An 18,401-nucleotide genomic window follows, 5' to 3' on the forward strand; every position below is an offset into this window, starting at 1 on the left:
CAATAGACAGCAATCAGGGCGGCTTTAAAAGCCGCCCTTTTTGTTTGTGGCAAACACCGGTTGGCTGGTTAGCCTGCTTTGGTGATTTTGACGATGGTCGAGGCTCCACCACCGCGCTGTTCGGTCACGGCAAAAACAGACCCATCGGCTGCAACCTTGACGTCCCTGATCCGCGCCTGCATGTCCACACGATCTTCATGCGCGACGCGGTCGCCATCGAGATGCACGGCAACAATGCCTTGGCTCACCAGTCCGCCAATCAGGAAGGCACCCTTCCATTCCGGTATCAGGTCGTGGTCGTAATAGGCCATTCCAGAGGGGGCAATGACCGGGTCCCAATAATAGACCGGTTGTTCCGTGCCCTGACGTGAGGTGACACCGTCTCCCACTGCACTGCCGCTATATTCAATGCCATAGGTGACTTCCGGCCAACCGTAGTTCTTGCCGGCTTCCGGGCGGTTAAGTTCATCGCCGCCTTTCGGTCCATGTTCAACCAGCCACAGACGTCCCTGACCGTCGAGCGCGGCTGCCTGCACGTTGCGATGCCCGAGGCTCCAGATGTGGTCGAGCGCGCCTTCGGTGGCGATGAACGGATTGCCTTCAATCGCCTTGCCTGATGTGTCGATCCGGAAGACCTTGCCAAATCCGCTTGCAAGATCCTGAGCGCCGCTTCGGACTTCTGCATCCGATCGCTCACCAACGGTGACGTAGAGCTCACCTTCAGGACCAAACACCAGACGTGATCCAAAATGCTTGTCACCATCATAGCTTGGTGTCTGCTGGAAGATGGTCATCACATTTTCCAACTTTGCGCCACCGTCAGCTTCAACGAGTTTGGCAGAGGCAACGGATGTGCCGTTGCCGTCTTCGCGTGGCTCGGAAAAGGAAAAATAGATCATGCCCGAGGTCTCGAAATCAGGTGCCAAGGCAACATCAAGCAATCCGCCCTGACCCGCAGAAGCGACTTCCGGCACGCCTTCTATCGCCTCGCTAACGGCGCCGCCATCCTGTGAGATGATATGCATTGCACCTTCTTTTGCCGTGACCAGCATGCGCCCATCAGGCAGAAATTCCATGGCCCAGAGATGCGGCAGATCCTTGGCGATCACCGCCATTTCAAGGCGAGGCTGATTGGCAGGCAGAGGTGCCCGTGTCTGGTTCTGGAAGGCAGGCGTCTGCTGTGGCGCATTGGCCTCTCCCGTTTCTGCAGTATTGCTGTTTTGAGCCAACGCGGGAGCGCCGATCAAACTGCACGCGAGCATGGTGGTGGCGAGGATGTAGGATTTTCTAGTCATCAATGGCTCCCTGGGTGCTGGCAAAAAACGGCCGCTGTCGCGGCGCGCTGTTACGGGAACATCTGCCGGCCAATTTCGTTGCAACCAGCTGGTTCAACAAAAATTTATCGACATCTTCTGATGCGGGCTTTGTGTGTCGCGGTCGGATTTCCGCTACGTCCGAGCCCGCTAATGAATTCACTTGGTGCATGTGCGTATAGCGAGTTATCAGTCTGAATTTTCCGGTTTCACAAATTTGACGGCGTTATGTTTCCCGACTTAGTCAGGGGATTTTGTTACGCAGCACCTTATTCAGTAGGCAGACATGACGACGGACGCACCATGGTCACATGATGCGCCCGTTGTTCATGCAGATCATGTCTGTGAGACTAGTGGTGATGTTCGGGCATTTCTTTCAGCTGGTCCTTGGTCCAGCCTGTCACGGCATGAACGTCGCCGTCTTCGTCACGCATGAATTCGAGATCAGACAGCGGAACGGCAACCGGCTTGGCACCAATGCCGAGGAAGCCACCCACATCAATCACAGCGGTGCTTTGTGCACCAAGGCCATGGACATGGTCTACCTTGCCAACCTTGTGGTCATCGGCGCCATAAACCGTTGCGCCTTCGAGAATGGCAGGGGTCAATTCGGTCGTTGCCAAACGTACGTGATGAGTATGGTCCATCTTCATTCCTCCTTCGATGGTTGAGCCCATATAACCGCCAGCCGCCCGTTTCTGTTCCCAAGGAATTTAGGGTGATGGAAAGGCAGGCTGACAGTTGGTCGTCAATATGAGGAGAGTAGAAAACCATTCATTCCGGCGTCAGGCTGAATAAACCTGCTGCCCGCTGATCCAGGTTTGTCGCATCTGGTGGGTGTCGCTCAACACCACAAAGTCGGCGTCGTAACCTGCCAGCAATCGACCTTTTCTGTCGCTGACACGGGCAGCTTTCGCCGGATAGAGGCTTGCCATACGCACGGCCTCTTCAAAGGCGAGGCCCAGTTTCCGGTGAATGAACAGAACGGATGACAACATGTCGATATCTGCGCCGGCAAGGGTGCCGTCGGCCAGTGTCAGGCGGCCATCCTTGCGGAAAATTTCGCGCCCGTTGAGGGTGAGGCCTGTCAAGTCGGTGCCGATGGTCGACATGGCGTCCGTGACGAGGAAAATCTCGCCCGGTCCCCGTTTTGAGCGCAGTGCGATTTCGATTGTTGCGGGGTGCACGTGGAAGCCATCAGCGATAATACCGGTCGAAAGCGCGCCAATGTTGAGGGCCGCTCCCACAAGTCCGGGAGCACGATTTTCCAGCTGGCTCATGGCATTAAAAAGATGGGTCACAGTCCGTGCGCCGGCAGCGACATAGTCCTGCACGGTTTCGTAAGGTGCGTTGGTGTGCCCAAGGCTAACGATAAAGCCACTGGCAGCCAGGGCTTGTACCTGTTCTGTCGTTGTGTTTTCCGGCGCAATGGTGATCATCAAAGCATCGAAACTGCTGCCGATTTTCAGCAGGCGCTGCAGATCAATGTCTTCCATCAGCCTGATCAGGCCAGGGTGATGAGTACCCTTGCGGGCGACGGAAAGATGTGGACCCTCCAGATGCAGGCCCAAAAATCCCGGTACATTTGCATCCTTGGCTCTGAGCCCGGCCTCGATCGCAGCGGCAGTGATATCAGGCGTGTCGGTTATCAATGTGGGCAGCAGAGCCGTGGTGCCGAACTTGGCATGGGCAGCGCAAATTTGACGAATGCCTTCAACGGAACGCTCGTCATTCAACATGACACCGCCACCACCATTGACCTGAAGGTCAATGAAACCAGGCACGATGATTGATCCTGAGACGTCTTCTTTCTGTGCGTCAGGTGGCAAGTCGTCGGCTGACACCAGACCGGAAATCTTGCCGTCTTTTATCAGCAGGGACTTATCCTGATGCCAGTCAAAGCCATCAAAAATGCGCGCGTTGATCAGTGCTGTTGCCATGGTCAGCGGGTCTCCGTAACTTTTTTAAGCGCGGCCGGCGCATCAGGATTAAACCCACGCGCCCGTGACCATGCTTCTACAAAACCATAAAAAGGCACGATCAGCGCCAGCGCATCGGTAAATGGATGACCCGTCTCGATAAAGGGCAGGCGGCGCGCATGGGCCGCGCCATCAGCCGAGATGAAGGCCAGCGCGCCCTTTTCGGCCAGTCCATCGGCCGTCGCCAAAACGGAGGACAGTGCTGCATCACGCGCGGCAAAAGTCACCACCGGAAAACGACGGTCGACAAGTGCGACAGGCCCGTGCAGCACTTCGGCGCTGGAATAGGACTCGGCGTGCATTTCAGATGTTTCCTTGAACTTCAGAGCCGCTTCGCTGGCAATGGCAAGAGACGGACCTCTGCCCAGCATGTAAAGCGATTCCGCTTCTCCCAATTCGTCGGCAAGCTCGTGCCAGTCCAGCTTAATTGCCTTAGTCAGCTTTTCCGGAAACTGCGTGATTGAGCGCTGCAGTTCCTGATCAAGCGTCCATTCTGCAAGGATTGCCAGTCCGGCCAAAACAGAGTTGAAGAAGGATTTGGTGGCGGCGACCGCCAGTTCCGGGCCGGCCATGATATCAACAGGATAGGCGCAGGCATCCGAAAGCGGTGATGGTTTGGTGTTGGTGAGCGAAATCGTCAATGCACCGGATTGCGTCGCCGATTGCGCAAGGGCGACAATATCCGGGCTTTTGCCAGACTGCGAAATGGCGATTGCCGCAGCCTGATCGAGCTTCAGGGACTTGCCATAGATGGAGGCAAGCGATGGGCCGATCGAGGCAACGGCACGACCGGCCTGTTGTTCAATGGCATATTTGAGGAAATGAGCAGCATGATCCGAGGAGCCACGGGCAATGGTGATCAGGAAAGCCGGGTCACGCTCACGCAATGCCTGTCCCGTCGCCTTCAATTGATCATGTGATTGCGTCAGAAGCCGTTCAGCCGCATCGGGAATTTCATTTATTTCGCGTCGCATATGCGTCGGCATATCTGGTGTTCCTTGTCGCGTTGACGGGCAATTCAACCGTCTGTCAGTGTCATTTCTGCTACGAAATCATAGGCGTCGCCGCGGTAAAGCGAGCGGGTCAACTCCACCACCCGGCCGGAATCGAGATATGATATGCGCTCGATCGCAAGGCCGGCTGAACCTTCGGGGACTTCTAGCAGGGCTGCGTCCTCGCGCGTCACATTGCAGGCGGAAATGCGTTGCACAGCGCGTACCGGGCTGTAGCCCGTGCGGCGAAGTTCGGCGTAAAGCGATGTGTCTATCGTCTTCGGTTCGGGCAATATGTCCGAGGCTAGGCTTGCGCGTTCAATGGCAAGTGGCAATTCGTTGGCAATGCGCAGGCGCTCCAGACGCGCAACCATCATGCCGACCTTGAGGCCCAGCATCATCATTTCATCTGGCGATGGGGCGAACAGGCCGCGACCCAGCCACTCCGAGCGCGTCACATACCCGCGCCGCGCCATGTCTTCGGTAAACGAGGTCAGTTGAGACAAAGGCTGCTGCAGCCGGGAAACCGGCCGCATAACGAAGGTTCCCGAACCATGTTTGCGGGTCAAAAGACCGTCTTTGACCAGATCGTCCACGGCCTTGCGCACGGTCACCCGGCTGACATTGGCAAATTCTGCCAGATCGCGTTCAGGTGGAAGGGCCTGCCCATGGGTTAGTTTGCCGGACAGGATTGCGTTTTCCAGCGACTGGCGCAGTTTCATGTAAAGCGGGCCTGTGCCGCTTGCCTGCAAGTCATCGGGAGACAATAAGTCCGACAGAGCCAGGGTCATGCGGTCTTCTCCGATTGTTTCAGGAAGGCGTCTTTGGCGAGCGAAATTGCACCGCACAGCGCGTCTTCAGCTGGTTGAACCAGCCGTTGACGGTGCCGTTCGGCAAGATGTGGTGCATAGAGCGCCGACAACCCACCAAGCAGGCAGAGCCTGCCGCCATCGGTGATTTCTGCTACGCGGTCAAGTGCCAGATCAATAAAGCCTACGGATTGACCGAGAATGGAGTTGGCCGCCTTGTCACCCTGCGCTGCGAACTGGAAAACCTTTGGTGCGTATTGGCCAAAGTCTCCCGGTATGGCGCTTTGTGAAAAGGCGACCATCTTGCGTGGATCATTGGCGAATTCGTCCATCAGCGCCCGGGTCATTGCCGTTTCAGCCGATATGCCGTCATAGGCAAGCAATGCTTCTTGCAGGGCCATCTGTCCCAGGCGACCGCCGCTTCCCAGGTCGCCGAGATAATAACCCCAGCCACCGACATAACGCACCTCGGTGCCAATGCGTGTGATGTAGATTGTTCCGGTGCCAAGAATGGCGACTGCACCATCGCCGTCGCCCAAGGCACCCTGCAGCGCAATCAGCCCGTCCGATTCAATGATCGCGTGTTGAAACGGCAGGCGTGGCAGCACGTAGGCAACGGTGTTTTCGACATTGTTGCCGGCAAGGCCGAGATATGCGCAGGCGTCTGTGATACGTTCAGGCCCGAGGCCAGCATCAATGAATGCTGCCTGTGCCGCTGCCGTTATGTTTTGTATGGCAATGTCGGGCGCAGTCATGATGTTGGATGCGCCGCTCTTGCCGCGCCCAAGAATTCTGCCGCTTGTGTCTGCGACCGCCGCCCGGCAACTCGTGCCGCCGCCGTCGACTCCCACGAGATATCGATGCATGAACTGTCTCCTCAATTAACGATACCAAAAAAATACCAATTTCCAAGTGGGTAAGGCGATATTTTATTTTTTTCCTAAAAATGCAGTGGTTTTAGACAATTATCGCTGTTTCTTAACGGTGGAAGGTGTCGGATGTAAAAGAAAAATTAAAAGACGCTGGACAAGTGGTATTTTTTTGGCATTAAATCTGTTCGTTGGGAGTTTGATTGATGAGCGCAGGCGGAACAGAGGGTTTGCAAGACAGGGCGAGGGGCCTGGACACCATGGTGTCTGGCGACGTGCTTGCCCTTTTGAGCGGAGGTCAGCAGGAAGCAGCACGTGCTGTAGATGCTGCGCGGGACGATATTGCCGCGGCCTCTGCGCTGGCCACGCATGCCGTTTCATCCGGTCATAAGCTCGTTTATGCCGGAGCAGGAAGTTCCGGCCTGATGGCAATGGCCGACGCATTGGAGTTGCCCGGCACGTTCGGCATAGAGCGCCGGCAGATCGCCATATTGTTTGCGGGCGGTACGGCAAATATGACCGAAATGCCTGGTGGGCCTGAGGATGATGTGCAGCAGGGGCGTGTCGATGCGGAGGCTGTGATCACAGCGGGGGACTGCGTCGTCATCATTTCGGCCAGTGGCTCGACACCCTATGCTTTGGCCGTCGCGGAGGTGGCTCGGGAAAAAGGGGCGCGTGTCGTGGGCATTGCCAACAATGCCTCGGCAAAGCTTTTTGCAATCAGCGACGTGGCTGTTCTTCTGAATACGCCGCCGGAATTCGTGTCCGGTTCGACGCGAATGGGCGCTGGAACGGCGCAGAAGATCGCACTCAACATGTTTTCGACATTGATGGCGATCCGGCTTGGTCATGTGCATGACGGTTACATGGTCAATTTGCGGGCCGATAACAAAAAACTTGTCGCGCGTGCAGCACGTATCGTTGCTGGGATCACGGGCGTTGAGACGGAAGAGGCAGGACGTTTGGTGGAAAGGGCGTCCGGCTCGGTCAAGGTTGCAATCCTGCTCGCCAAAGGGGCGGGAGACAAGAAATCAGCCGAGGATATGCTTGCACAAAGCGGACAGAATGTCCGCCGCGCGCTGGCACTGATCGGCGGGTAGAGCGGAACAATTATAGTTGCTGTACGCGACAACAGCGTCACATCAAGAGGGAGAACGAAGGATGACCCGTACTATCACCAAGGCCTTGCTGGTTGGCGCAAGCCTGCTTGGTTATGCCAATATTGCTTCTGCGCAGGACGTGACATTGACCATCGAAAGCTGGCGCAATGACGATCTTGCGATCTGGAAGGACAAGTTCATTCCGGCATTCGAGGCCAAGAACCCCGGTATCAAGGTGGTGTTCCAGCCGATGGCTCCGACGGAGTACAATGCTGCGCTGAATGCCAAGCTGGAATCTGGCTCTGCCGGTGATCTCATTACCTGCCGCCCGTTTGATGCTTCGCTTGAACTGTTCAAGAAGGGGTATCTTGCCGACCTGACCAAAAATGCCGGCATGGAGAATTTCTCCGACGTCGCCAAGGCCGCATGGACGACCGATGATGGCAGCCAGACCTTCTGTGTGCCAATGGCATCTGTTATTCACGGCTTCATCTACAACAAGGATGCCTTCGACGAGCTGAAGATCGAAGTGCCAAAGACGCAGGCTGAATTCTTTGCCGCGCTCGACAAGATCAAGGCTGATGGCACCTATGTGCCGATGGCAATGGGCACCAAGGACCTGTGGGAAGCCGCAACCATGGGCTACCAGAACATTGGTCCAAACTACTGGAAGGGTGAGGAAGGCCGTCTGGCGCTGATCAAGGGCGAACAGAAGCTGACCGATGCCGACTGGGTGAAGCCTTTTGAAGAACTGGCCAAGTGGAAGGATTACCTCGGCGACGGTTTCGAGGCCCAGACCTATCCTGACAGCCAGAACATGTTCACGCTTGGCCGTGCAGCCATCTATCCGGCTGGTTCATGGGAAATCTCCGGCTTCAACACGCAGGCACAGTTCAAGATGGGCGCGTTCCCGCCGCCAGTCGAAAAGGCTGGTGATACCTGCTACATTTCCGACCATACGGATATCGGCATTGGTCTCAATGCAAAATCCGCCCATGCTGCGGAAGCCGCGAAGTTCCTTGAATGGGTTGCTTCACCTGAATTTGCCGATCTTTACGCCAACGCGCTGCCAGGTTTCTTCAGCCTGAACAAGACCGCAGTCAAAATGGCTGATCCGCTCGCTCAGGAATTCGTGTCCTGGCGTGAAACATGCAAGCCGACCATCCGTTCGACCTACCAGATCCTGTCGCGTGGCACACCGAATCTGGAAAATGAAACCTGGGTTGAATCGGCCAATGTGATCAATGGCACGTCGACACCTGCTGCCGCCGCCGAAAAGCTGCAGAAGGGTCTCGATAGCTGGCACAAGCCAGCTAAGTAAGGTTCTCAGCCTTTGCCCGGGGCGTAAAATTGACGCCTCGGGCATTGCCAATAAGCACTACCGCTATGGATTTGATGCTGTATCGTTGCATGGCACGATGCCGTGATCCATTTTCTTCATGCAAGCCGGGCTGGTCCAATGAGCGCCGACATGACTTCAATCGATCAAAGACCGACACGGCGACCCGTGCGCTGGCATATCTTGCTGTTCATGCTGCCAGCGTTTCTTGTCTATACGGCCGTCATGATCATTCCTCTTGGCAGCACACTCTGGGTCTCCTTCTTCACGGAGGTTGACGGGCAGAGGGTTTTTGTCGGGTTGCAGAATTTCAAAACACTGTTCGGTGAGGCCCGCTGGTCTGACAGTTTCTGGAATGCGCTGAAAAACAACACGGTATTTTTCATCATTCACATGCTGGTCCAGAACCCGATTGGCATCGCACTTGCGGCCTTGTTGTCCATTCCCAAGCTGCGTTTCGCGGCCGTTTACCGCACCGCGATTTTCCTGCCGACGCTACTGTCCTTCGTGATCGTCGGTTTCATCTGGAAATTGATCCTGTCGCCGCTTTGGGGCATCGCGCCGATGCTGCTCGACATGGTCTATATGAAAAGCCTGTTTGCTCCCTGGCTTGGTCGCCCGAATTCGGCGCTGATTGCCGTTTCGCTGATTTCGGTCTGGCAATATGTCGGCATTCCGATGATGCTGATTTATGCGGCACTTCTCAACATTCCTGACGAAGTGATCGAAGCTGCCGAAATGGATGGAATTACCGGCTGGAGCCAGTTCTGGAAGATCAAGCTGCCACTGATCCTGCCTGCTATCGGGATCATTTCGATCCTGACATTTGTTGGCAACTTCAATGCCTTCGACCTTATCTACACGGTGCAAGGGGCACTTGCCGGCCCGGATGGCTCGACCGATATTCTGGGAACGCTGCTTTATCGCACCTTCTTCGGTTTCCAGCTTCAGCTTGGTGACCGCTCGATGGGTGCAACAATCGCAACGGTGATGTTCCTCATTATCTTGGCGGGCGTCAGCTTCTATCTTTTCGCCATCCAGCGCCGCATGCGCCGCTATCAGTTCTAGGGAGAAAAGAATGTCGAAAGCACGCTCTTCCTTTGCCCGAACCGCATCAGCCCATGCCATCCTTCTCGCCTACACCGCCATTTCACTGTTTCCGGTAGTGTTGACGATCATGAATTCGTTCAAGTCGCGCAATGCGATCTTTAGAGATCCCATGCAGCCACCGAGCCCATCGACTTTCGATCTCGTCGGTTACACCACGGTGTTGGGGCAGGGCGATTTCGTTCACTACATGCAGAACTCGCTGATCGTGACCGTCGGCTCGATTGGTCTGGTGCTGTTGTTTGGTGCCATGGCAGCCTTTGCCCTTTCGGAATACCGGTTCCGTGGCAACACCCTGCTCGGTCTCTATATGGCGCTCGGCATCATGATCCCGATCCGGCTTGGTACGATCGGAATTCTGCAGGGCATGGTGGCGACCGGTCTGGTCAACACCAAAACTGCGCTTGTTCTTGTTTACACCGCGCAAGGTCTGCCGCTTTCCATCTTCATTCTGTCGGAATTCATGCGCACCGTGTCCGACGATCTAAAAAATGCCGGGCGCATTGACGGTCTGTCGGAATACCGCATCTTTTTCCGCCTTGTCTTGCCGCTGATCCGGCCGGCCATGGCAACCGTTGCCGTGTTCACCATGATCCCGATCTGGAATGACCTTTGGTTCCCACTGATCCTGGCACCAAGTGAAGCCACGAAAACGATCACACTCGGCGCACAGATCTTCATTGGCCAATTCGTGACGAACTGGAATGCCGTGCTGGCCGCTTTGTCGCTGGCAATTGCGCCGGTCCTTATCCTTTACATGATCTTCTCGCGGCAGTTGATCCGCGGCATTACGGCAGGAGCAGTGAAATGAGTGCGCAGCCCCTCAGGGTTCTCGTCGCCGGCCTCGGCAATATGGGCTTGAGCCATGCCTTGGCCTATGCAGCCAATCCGGGATTTGAGATTGTTGGCTTGGTCAATCGCTCGAAACCGGAACTGCCGGCTGCGTTGGCAGGACACGAGATATTGCCGTCTTTTGATGAGGCATTGAGTGAACTGAAACCGGACCTCTGCTCCATCAATACCTATTCCGACAGCCATGCCGCCTTCGCAATAATGGCCATGGAGGCGGGTTCACATGTCTTCGTGGAAAAACCGCTGGCAACCACGGTTGCCGATGCTGAACGGGTTGTGGCCTGTGCGCGTGCAAACGGCCGCAAGCTGGTGGTGGGGTATATTCTGCGGCACCACCCATCCTGGGTGAAGCTGATCTCGCTTGCTCGTAACCTTGGTGGTCCTTACGTTTTCCGTATGAACCTCAACCAGCAGTCCTCGGGACATACGTGGGCGACGCATAAGGCGTTGATGCAGACCACACCGCCGATTGTCGACTGCGGCGTGCATTATGTCGATGTGATGTGCCAGATCACCGATGCAAAGCCTGTTTCGGTGCGTGGCATGGGTCTGCGACTTTCCAATGAAATTGCGCCTGACATGTATAATTACGGCCACCTTCAGGTGATGTTCGATGACGGATCGATCGGCTGGTACGAGGCGGGTTGGGGACCGATGATTTCGGAGACCGCGTTTTTCGTCAAGGATGTGATGTCGCCCAACGGCTGCGTGTCCATCGTCATGGATCCGAATGCAAAGTCGGATGATATCGATACGCACACCAAGACATCGACCATACGTCTGCACAGGGCAGAAACACATGCGGATGGCACCTTTGTTACACCGGATGAGTTTTCGCAAATGGCGGGTGAGCCGGGCCATCAGGACCTTTGTGATCTGGAGCAGGCCTATGTGCTGAAGGCCATCCGTGAGGACCTCGATCTCGACCGCCATATGACCGACGCCGTGCAATCCCTGCGCATCTGCCTGGCTGCCGACGAAAGCGTGCGGACCGGCCGCATGGTCGACCTTTGAATCTGGAGAATTGTTTTGGGTAAACTGACACTCAAATCCGTCGCAAAATCCTTCGGCACAGTCGATGTACTGAAAGGTATCGATCTTGAGGTGGAGGACGGAGAATTCGTGATTTTCGTCGGCCCGTCCGGTTGCGGCAAGTCCACGCTGCTGCGGACCATTGCCGGGCTCGAAGATATCACCTCTGGCGAAATCGTCATTGACGGGCGCGAAGTGTCCGCAGTGCCCCCGGCCAAGCGTGGCATTGCCATGGTGTTTCAGTCCTACGCGCTTTACCCGCATCTGACGGTGAAGGACAATATGGGGCTCGGCCTCAAGCAGGCAGGCACACCAAAGGACGAGATTGCGTCGCGTGTCGCCATGGCCTCATCGCTTCTCTCGCTGGAACCCTATCTGGAACGCAGGCCTGCAGAATTGTCGGGCGGTCAGCGCCAACGCGTCGCCATTGGTCGCGCCATCGTGCGCGAACCAACACTGTTTCTGTTCGATGAACCGCTTTCCAATCTCGATGCAGCACTGCGTGTCCAGACCCGTCTGGAAATTGCCCGCCTGCATCGACGCCTCAAGGCGACAATGATCTATGTAACCCATGATCAGGTTGAGGCCATGACGCTGGCTGACAAGATCGTGGTGCTGAATGCCGGGCGCATCGAACAGGTCGGTTCACCGATGGAGCTGTTCAATCGCCCTGCCAACCTATTCGTTGCCGGGTTTATCGGATCGCCGCAGATGAATTTCATCGACGCTGCCCGTTTGGGCGAGAGCGGTTATAAAACGCTTGGCATCCGGCCTGAGCATATGACCTTGTCTCGCGAAAGCGGCACTTGGTCTGGCAAGGTGGTTCACGTTGAGCACTTGGGCGCGGACACGATTGTCTATCTGGAAAGCGACACCGTTGGCCTCTTGACGGTACGACTGTTCGGAGAACATGCCTATGCGCCTGACGATGTGGTGTATGCGTCGCCGAATACCGGTTCAACCCACCGGTTTGACGCAGACGGTAAAGCCATTCGATGACCGCTATTGCACTGGAAGTCTGTGTCGATGATGTGGCAGGCCTTCAGGCAGCGGTCGACGGCGGAGCCGATCGCATAGAGCTTTGCAGTGCACTTAACCTTGGTGGGCTGACACCCTCCGCAGGGCTGATGACGCTGGCGGCGCGCGCTGCCGTGCCCTGTTACGCAATGATCCGGCCGCGTGCGGGAGATTTCGTCTACAGTGCTGACGAGCTTGCCGTCATGGAAGACGATATTAGTTTTGCCGCGACCTGCGGCCTGGCTGGCGTTGTTTTCGGCACCAATCTTGTCGATGGCCGACTTGACCGTTCAGCGCTTGAGCGGTTGTCAAACGCCGTCGCGGGCATGCCGCGAACGCTGCACCGCGCGTTCGATCTTGTACCGGATGCAGAGGACGCCATTGAGATTGCCATTGCCTGCGGCTTTGAGCGCATTTTGACCTCAGGCCGCGCCTTGACCGTTTCAGATGGTTTGTCTGAGCTGAAGACGCTGATCGAGATTGCAGCAGGGCGCATTTCCATCATGCCCGGCGGTGGCGTCAATCTCGAGACGATCGAGACCATAATTTCGTCGCTCGATATTTCGGAGCTGCATTCGTCCTGCTCGTCGACAGTCGATGTCACGGATCCCGCGATCATTGCTTTTGGATTTTCAGGCTCCAAAACAAAACACACGGACGCAGATGTCGTTCGCGCCATGAAACGAAGGCTTGCCGCTCGTTAGTGGCCAGTCGCCACCACGGCCTCAAGAACCGATGATATCCGTCGACTGTGGTTTGAATTTCGCCCGGTGATATTCACGCCACACCGTGAACAGCCCAGCACCCACAACGATAAGCGCTCCCGCCACCATGTTGAGCGTGATGGTTTCGTTGAAGAACAGCGTGGCAATGGCGACGCTGAGAACAAGCTGGAAATAGGTCAGCGGCTGTACTTCAACGGCGGTGAGCAGGCCATAGGCCTTGATCAGGAAATAATGGCTGACCGCGCCACAAATGCAGAGTGCCGCCATCGCAGGCCAGTCGCTCGCGGCAATCGGTGTCCAGTAAAATGGACCGATCACTGTCGCAACAAGAGCGCCAATGACGCCGGCGTAGAAAACACTGGTTGTCGGGCTGTCGGAATGCCCCACGGCGCGGGTCGCCACATTGTATATGGCGTACATGACGCTGGCAGCGAGCGGAATAAGCAGGCGGGCATCAAAGTCGACATTGACCGGGTTTAGAACGACAAGGACGCCGACCAGACCGACCAGAACGGCAACGCCACGCCGCCAGCCAACCTGTTCGCCCAAAAGCGGAATGGACAGAACGGTGACAATCAATGGTGTGGACTGCATGATCGCCTGGGTCATCGCAAGGCCAGCGGTGGTGAACGAGATGATCACAACCACCACCTCAACGACGAGGAGAATACCGCGAATGATCTGCAGCAACGGTTTTTTGGTGGCAAGCGACGCCCGAAGCCCGCCCGGTGCCGCCGCTGCCAAAATCGTGACAAATACCGCAAAAGCCCAAAACCGGATCATCACGATCAGGATCGGCGGGGATTTTTCTCCGAGCAGTTTTGAGAACGCATCCTGTCCGGCGAATATGGTGACTGCGAGCAGGACATAAATGTAGCCTGAGACTTTGCTGTTCATGTAGGTGGCCTTGAGGATGCGTTGATTGCGGCAGCTTATCGCAAATCTGTTACCAATCGAAGTGCGCTGCGACAACGGAAAGCGAGGGATGTGGCGCGCATGTAAAGCCATTAAGGCCTGCTGCCAAGGCACGAAATTGACGGATACGGCGTCAAAACAAACAAGGCATGATGGTTATGCGTGCACTCGCCGGTGAGCGGTCTATATAAGAAGAATGCCACAGTGAGACTGCCATGATCCTTTCGCTTTCAGATGTCACCAAATCATACCGATCTGCCGAAGGCCCGATCGCCGTTCTCAAAAGTGTGACGCTGGGGCTGGCCCAAGGTGAAAGCCTGGCGTTGACGGGTGAATCAGGCAGCGGAAAAAGCACGCTGTTGCATCTTGCGGGAGGATTGGACCGACCAGACAGTGGCAGCATTCTGGTGAATGGTCGTGACATTACCGCGCTGGACGATACAGGTCGTGCCAGCTTTCGGCGCACGGACGTCGGGGTCATCTTTCAGCAGTTCAATCTGATCCCGAGCCTTGATGTGGCCGACAACATCTCTTTCCATGCCAGGCTGGCTGGTCGGTTTGATGCTGCCTGGGAGGCGGAACTGGTCAATGAACTTGGCATCGGCCAATTGCTCAAACGTTATCCGGAGCAGCTGTCAGGCGGGCAGCAGCAGCGTGTGGCAATCGGCCGGACGCTTGCGGCAAAACCACCGCTTGTTCTTGCCGATGAACCGACTGGCAATCTGGATGAGGCGACAGCCGATATTGTTCTCGATATCATGCTCAGGCTGACGAAATCGGCAAAAATAGCGCTTCTTTTGGTGACCCATTCCAACAGGCTGGCCGACAAGCTGGACCGCCGTATCACTTTGAGCGGTGGGAAAGTCGTCCCATGAGTTGGATCTCTTTCCGGGCACTGTTGTCCCATTGGCGTTACAGGCCATTGCAATGTGTAACACTTGTCCTTGGTGTGGCGCTTGCAACTGCACTGTGGTCCGGCGTTCAGGCGATCAACGCGGAAGCGCGCGCAAATTACGGGCGTGCAGCGGCGATTTTTGAGCAGAATGCACTCGACCAGCTTGTCTCGCGGGATGGGGGCGGAATTCAGGTTGCGACATATGCCCAGCTGCGTCGCTCCGGCTGGAACGTTTCGCCTGTTATTGAAGGCAATTATCGCTTCGGCCATACCCGCATCCGGTTGATTGGCATTGATCCATTGAGCATGCCGTCTGAGGAGCGTGCTGTTCCCGTTTCGAGTGCCAGCGATCTCGTCAAATTCATGAGTGCGCCGGGTGAATTGATCGTGTCGGCGGCAACAGCTGCCCGTCTTGGCGACACAACAGGTCTTGCGGTTAAAACGGCAGCTGATCTTCCCGATGGCGCAGCCTTTGTTGATATTGGCACGGCTGATCGTCTGCTTCATCGCAATGGAGAACTAAGCCGTATTGTCATTGCCAAAAACCAGCGGCCGGGCATCACGGCATTGTCGGCCATCGCTCCTGAGCTGGTTTTGCGCGATGCGGGAGAACGTCCCGATGTTGCACGGTTGACCGACAGCTTTCACCTCAATCTGACGGCTTTCGGTTTTCTTGCCTTCGTCGTTGGGCTGTTCATCGTCTATTCGGCAACCGGCCTGTCTTTTGAACAACGCCGGGCAACGTTCCGCACTATGAGATCACTTGGCGTATCACTGCGGTCTTTGACAGCCATGTTGCTGCTTGAGACCCTATGTTTCGCCGTTGTTTCAGGCGCACTCGGGGTCATGCTGGGTTACGTTGTGGCTTCGATACTTTTGCCGGGTGTTGCAGCTACCTTGCGCGGGCTTTATGGCGCAAGTGTTTCCGGTGGACTTTCCATCCGGCCGGAATGGTGGCTGGCCGGTCTCGCCATGGCATTGGCCGGCACTTTATTGTCAACAGCCCAGCATCTGTGGCAGGTCTGGCAAATGCCGATCTTGGCTGCCACACAACAGCGAGCATGGGCGCGGGCATCCTTCAAAAGCCTCACGCTGCAGGCCATTACCGGTTCGCTTCTTTTGTCCCTTGCCGGCATTTTCACCACTTTCGGTCACGGCCTTTATGCCGGCTTTGTGGTGCTTGCCACGTTGCTGCTTGGCGCGGCACTTATCCTGCCTGGCTTGCTGGCATTGGTGATGGCGACAGGACAAAGATTGTCCCGCCATGTGCTGACCCGCTGGTTCTGGGCGGATACCCGACAGCAATTGCCGGGCCTTTCCCTGGCCTTGATGGCGTTGTTGTTGGCGCTCTCCGCCAATGTTGGTGTCGGAACGATGGTTGCCAGCTTCCGCCATACTTTCCTTGGTTGGCTCGACCAGCGTTTGGCAGCGGAGATCTATGTCACGGCGCGCGACGAGGTTGAGGCCGAACGGCTGCGCATGTGGCTTCCAGGGCATGTACGAGCAGTGCTGCCGATCTGGAGTACGGAAGGCGAGGTTCTTGATCGACCTATGCAGATTGTTGGTGTTGCCGATGATGCGACCTACCGAGATCACTGGCCATTGATCGCGGGTTCGCCGAAAACGTGGGACGAGGTTGCCAGCGGTCGCGGTGCCTTGATCAATGAGCAGCTCTGGCGCGCAGCCGGTTTGAGCCTCGGCGATCGGATTGATCTGCCGGGGCATTGGGACGCGGAAATTGTCGGGGTGTTTTCCGATTACGGCAATCCAAACGGCCAGGTGATGATTGGAATTGATGCTCTGCGTCAGCACTATCCTGATGTGGCTAAGCTTCGTTACGGGTTGCGCCTCGACCCGCAACTGGTGCCGCAGCTAAAGCAGCAACTGATTGATGAATTCGGTTTGCCGGACAGCAATGTGATTGATCAGGCCGCGTTGAAAAAGCAATCCACCGCGATTTTTGAACAGACCTTTGCCGTGACCGATGCGCTGAACCTGCTGACGCTGGCGGTTGCCGGATTTGCGATGTTTTCCAGCCTTTTGACCTTGTCTGCACTGCGCCTGCCGCAACTGGCTCCGGTCTGGGCAACGGGCTTGCGCCGTCGTGACCTTGCCCTGCTGGAGGTCATCAGGACATTGGCGCTCTGGCTGGCAGTCTTTGTTGCGGCAGTGCCGGTCGGGCTGGCACTGGCCTGGGTTCTGTTGGCGGTGGTGAATGTCGAGGCATTTGGATGGCAGCTGCCGTTGATGCTGTTTCCGCTCGATTGGCTGATGCTTGGTTTCGTTGCGCTGTGCGCAGCCCTGATTTCCGTTTTGATCCCGGTGCGCAGACTTGCAAAGACCGATCCTGCCGATCTCTTAAAGGTATTCGCCAATGAACGTTAAAGCGATGCTTTTTACCGTGTTCATGCTTGTTATATCAGCTCCGGCCATGGTGTTGGCGCAGGGTTTTGCCGGGCTTGGATCGGACGCCGATGGCTTTGCCGTACCACAACGTGGAACGACACTGGAATTCCCGCGTGACCATGCCGCGCATCCCGATTTCCGGATCGAATGGTGGTACGTCACCGCCAACCTTCAGACGACGGATGGCCGGATATTGGGTGCGCAATGGACCTTGTTTCGTTCAGCGCTTACGCCTGAAATGCGGGTTGGGTGGTCCGACCCGCAAATATGGATTGGCCATGCCGCACTGACCAGCGAGAACAGCCACCATGTTGCCGAGCGATTCGCCAGAGGTGGCGTCGGCCAGGCCGGAACCGTATCACAACCGTTTGAAGCATGGATTGACGACTGGCAGATGAAGGGTGCCGCATCTGGCGGTGATGCGCTTGATCGCCTCGATATCAATGCCAGTGGCAGTGATTTCTCTTACAGTCTGACCCTCGAGGCGACAGGTCCGCTGACTTTACAGGGTGATAAGGGATATTCGGTCAAATCTCTGGAGGGGCAGGCGAGCTATTATTACTCGCAGCCGTTTTACACGGTGCGCGGCACGGTGCAGCTTGACGGGCAATCGGTTGACGTGACGGGAAAAGCCTGGCTTGACCGCGAATGGTCATCGCAACCGCTCGGCGCCGACCAGACCGGTTGGGACTGGTTTTCATTGCATCTGGACAGTGGTGAAAAGGTCATGGCCTTTCGTCTGCGTGACAGTGCCGGCGGTTACACATCGGCGACGTGGATCGATGCAGATGGCAAAACGATGCCTCTTGCCAATGGCGACGTGTTCTTCGAGCCGCTGAGAACAGCGGATGTTGGCGGCAAGACAATTCCGGTGGAATGGCGGGTCAGGATACCAAGCCATGGTCTCGATATCCGTACGAAAGCGCTCAACGATCAGGCCTGGATGGCCACATCAACACCCTATTGGGAAGGTCCAATTGCCTTTGACGGCAGTATCTCCGGGCGGGGTTATCTCGAAATGACGGGATATTAACTGGAGAGGCAAAGGCGG

17 protein-coding genes are annotated in these 18,401 nt (G+C 56.3%); 10 read left to right on the forward strand and 7 right to left on the reverse strand.

Annotation, left to right across the window (positions count from 1 at the left end; translation table 11 throughout):
- Positions 1 to 68: 68 nt before the first annotated feature.
- From RT613_RS07530 to RT613_RS07555, 6 genes are all read right to left on the reverse strand, one after another.
- Positions 69 to 1,295 carry a PQQ-dependent sugar dehydrogenase gene (locus RT613_RS07530; protein ID WP_313614225.1) on the reverse strand — a complete coding sequence of 409 codons (1,227 nt, stop codon included), beginning with the start codon at positions 1,293 to 1,295 and terminating at the stop codon, positions 69 to 71.
- A gap of 368 nt (positions 1,296 to 1,663) precedes the next feature.
- Positions 1,664 to 1,960, reverse strand: a complete 297-nt coding sequence (locus RT613_RS07535; protein WP_313614227.1) for a PRC-barrel domain-containing protein — start codon at positions 1,958 to 1,960, stop codon at positions 1,664 to 1,666.
- Between the two features lie 138 nt (positions 1,961 to 2,098).
- Complete coding sequence (nagA, locus tag RT613_RS07540; protein ID WP_409558782.1) at positions 2,099 to 3,259, reverse strand: N-acetylglucosamine-6-phosphate deacetylase; 1,161 nt, start codon at positions 3,257 to 3,259, stop codon at positions 2,099 to 2,101.
- Positions 3,256 to 4,278, reverse strand: a complete 1,023-nt coding sequence (locus tag RT613_RS07545; protein ID WP_313614231.1) for an SIS domain-containing protein — start codon at positions 4,276 to 4,278, stop codon at positions 3,256 to 3,258. The genes nagA and RT613_RS07545 overlap by 4 nt, the downstream gene beginning before the upstream one ends.
- Positions 4,279 to 4,310: 32 nt before the next feature.
- Positions 4,311 to 5,075, reverse strand: a complete 765-nt coding sequence (locus RT613_RS07550; protein WP_313614233.1) for a GntR family transcriptional regulator — start codon at positions 5,073 to 5,075, stop codon at positions 4,311 to 4,313.
- Complete coding sequence (locus RT613_RS07555) at positions 5,072 to 5,959, reverse strand: BadF/BadG/BcrA/BcrD ATPase family protein (protein WP_313614234.1); 888 nt, start codon at positions 5,957 to 5,959, stop codon at positions 5,072 to 5,074. The genes RT613_RS07550 and RT613_RS07555 overlap by 4 nt, the downstream gene beginning before the upstream one ends.
- 209 nt (positions 5,960 to 6,168) lie before the next feature.
- Here RT613_RS07555 and RT613_RS07560 point away from each other — a divergent pair, with 209 nt between their 5' ends.
- From RT613_RS07560 to RT613_RS07590, 7 genes are all read left to right on the forward strand, one after another.
- A complete protein-coding gene (locus RT613_RS07560; protein WP_313614235.1) occupies positions 6,169 to 7,062 on the forward strand; it encodes an N-acetylmuramic acid 6-phosphate etherase in 894 nt (297 codons plus the stop codon).
- A 61-nt stretch (positions 7,063 to 7,123) separates the two neighbouring features.
- Positions 7,124 to 8,383 carry an ABC transporter substrate-binding protein gene (locus RT613_RS07565; RefSeq protein WP_313614236.1) on the forward strand — a complete coding sequence of 420 codons (1,260 nt, stop codon included), beginning with the start codon at positions 7,124 to 7,126 and terminating at the stop codon, positions 8,381 to 8,383.
- Positions 8,384 to 8,533: 150 nt separating this feature from the next.
- Positions 8,534 to 9,469 carry a carbohydrate ABC transporter permease gene (locus RT613_RS07570; RefSeq protein ID WP_409558780.1) on the forward strand — a complete coding sequence of 312 codons (936 nt, stop codon included), beginning with the start codon at positions 8,534 to 8,536 and terminating at the stop codon, positions 9,467 to 9,469.
- A 10-nt stretch (positions 9,470 to 9,479) separates the two neighbouring features.
- Complete coding sequence (locus RT613_RS07575; protein WP_313614240.1) at positions 9,480 to 10,319, forward strand: carbohydrate ABC transporter permease; 840 nt, start codon at positions 9,480 to 9,482, stop codon at positions 10,317 to 10,319.
- Entirely contained in the window at positions 10,316 to 11,374 is a 1,059-nt protein-coding gene (locus tag RT613_RS07580) for a Gfo/Idh/MocA family oxidoreductase (RefSeq protein WP_313614241.1), read from the forward strand. The genes RT613_RS07575 and RT613_RS07580 overlap by 4 nt, the downstream gene beginning before the upstream one ends.
- Positions 11,375 to 11,389: 15 nt before the next feature.
- Positions 11,390 to 12,391, forward strand: a complete 1,002-nt coding sequence (locus tag RT613_RS07585; RefSeq protein ID WP_313614243.1) for a sn-glycerol-3-phosphate ABC transporter ATP-binding protein UgpC — start codon at positions 11,390 to 11,392, stop codon at positions 12,389 to 12,391.
- A complete protein-coding gene (locus RT613_RS07590; protein WP_313614245.1) occupies positions 12,388 to 13,113 on the forward strand; it encodes a copper homeostasis protein CutC in 726 nt (241 codons plus the stop codon). Before RT613_RS07585 ends, RT613_RS07590 begins: the two co-directional genes overlap by 4 nt.
- Before the next feature lie 21 nt (positions 13,114 to 13,134).
- On the opposite strand, the gene RT613_RS07595 is transcribed toward RT613_RS07590, so the two are convergent.
- Positions 13,135 to 14,031 (reverse strand): DMT family transporter, encoded by an 897-nt coding sequence (locus tag RT613_RS07595; RefSeq protein WP_313614247.1) that lies wholly within the window; start codon positions 14,029 to 14,031, stop codon positions 13,135 to 13,137.
- 233 nt (positions 14,032 to 14,264) lie between these two features.
- Here RT613_RS07595 and RT613_RS07600 point away from each other — a divergent pair, with 233 nt between their 5' ends.
- Genes RT613_RS07600 through RT613_RS07610 form a run of 3 tightly spaced genes read left to right on the forward strand, consistent with a single transcriptional unit; the run spans position 14,265 to position 18,383 of the window.
- Positions 14,265 to 14,924 carry an ABC transporter ATP-binding protein gene (locus tag RT613_RS07600; RefSeq protein ID WP_313614248.1) on the forward strand — a complete coding sequence of 220 codons (660 nt, stop codon included), beginning with the start codon at positions 14,265 to 14,267 and terminating at the stop codon, positions 14,922 to 14,924.
- Complete coding sequence (locus RT613_RS07605) at positions 14,921 to 17,329, forward strand: ABC transporter permease (RefSeq protein ID WP_313614250.1); 2,409 nt, start codon at positions 14,921 to 14,923, stop codon at positions 17,327 to 17,329. Before RT613_RS07600 ends, RT613_RS07605 begins: the two co-directional genes overlap by 4 nt.
- Positions 17,319 to 18,383: a lipocalin-like domain-containing protein gene (locus RT613_RS07610; RefSeq protein WP_313614252.1), complete on the forward strand. Its 1,065-nt coding sequence runs from the start codon at positions 17,319 to 17,321 to the stop codon at positions 18,381 to 18,383. The genes RT613_RS07605 and RT613_RS07610 overlap by 11 nt, the downstream gene beginning before the upstream one ends.
- The last annotated feature ends 18 nt before the right edge of the window (positions 18,384 to 18,401 follow it).

This window comes from Agrobacterium sp. (genome assembly GCF_032092815.1).
In the GTDB taxonomy this organism is placed as follows: Bacteria; Pseudomonadota; Alphaproteobacteria; order Rhizobiales; family Rhizobiaceae; genus Agrobacterium.

What these genes read in the sequence shown, in the direction of transcription:
- RT613_RS07600 (WP_313614248.1), top strand. Translation starts at nt 14,265, where the DNA reads ATGATCCTTTCGCTTTCAGATGTCACCAAATCATACCGATCTGCCGAA.
- RT613_RS07530 (WP_313614225.1), bottom strand. Translation starts at nt 1,295, where the DNA reads ATGACTAGAAAATCCTACATCCTCGCCACCACCATGCTCGCGTGCAGT.
- RT613_RS07575 (WP_313614240.1), top strand. Translation starts at nt 9,480, where the DNA reads ATGTCGAAAGCACGCTCTTCCTTTGCCCGAACCGCATCAGCCCATGCC.
- RT613_RS07560 (WP_313614235.1), top strand. Translation starts at nt 6,169, where the DNA reads ATGAGCGCAGGCGGAACAGAGGGTTTGCAAGACAGGGCGAGGGGCCTG.
- RT613_RS07535 (WP_313614227.1), bottom strand. Translation starts at nt 1,960, where the DNA reads ATGGACCATACTCATCACGTACGTTTGGCAACGACCGAATTGACCCCT.
- RT613_RS07565 (WP_313614236.1), top strand. Translation starts at nt 7,124, where the DNA reads ATGACCCGTACTATCACCAAGGCCTTGCTGGTTGGCGCAAGCCTGCTT.
- RT613_RS07545 (WP_313614231.1), bottom strand. Translation starts at nt 4,278, where the DNA reads ATGCCGACGCATATGCGACGCGAAATAAATGAAATTCCCGATGCGGCT.
- RT613_RS07580 (WP_313614241.1), top strand. Translation starts at nt 10,316, where the DNA reads ATGAGTGCGCAGCCCCTCAGGGTTCTCGTCGCCGGCCTCGGCAATATG.
- RT613_RS07570 (WP_409558780.1), top strand. Translation starts at nt 8,534, where the DNA reads ATGACTTCAATCGATCAAAGACCGACACGGCGACCCGTGCGCTGGCAT.
- RT613_RS07610 (WP_313614252.1), top strand. Translation starts at nt 17,319, where the DNA reads ATGAACGTTAAAGCGATGCTTTTTACCGTGTTCATGCTTGTTATATCA.
- RT613_RS07590 (WP_313614245.1), top strand. Translation starts at nt 12,388, where the DNA reads ATGACCGCTATTGCACTGGAAGTCTGTGTCGATGATGTGGCAGGCCTT.
- RT613_RS07605 (WP_313614250.1), top strand. Translation starts at nt 14,921, where the DNA reads ATGAGTTGGATCTCTTTCCGGGCACTGTTGTCCCATTGGCGTTACAGG.
- RT613_RS07550 (WP_313614233.1), bottom strand. Translation starts at nt 5,075, where the DNA reads ATGACCCTGGCTCTGTCGGACTTATTGTCTCCCGATGACTTGCAGGCA.
- RT613_RS07555 (WP_313614234.1), bottom strand. Translation starts at nt 5,959, where the DNA reads ATGCATCGATATCTCGTGGGAGTCGACGGCGGCGGCACGAGTTGCCGG.
- RT613_RS07595 (WP_313614247.1), bottom strand. Translation starts at nt 14,031, where the DNA reads ATGAACAGCAAAGTCTCAGGCTACATTTATGTCCTGCTCGCAGTCACC.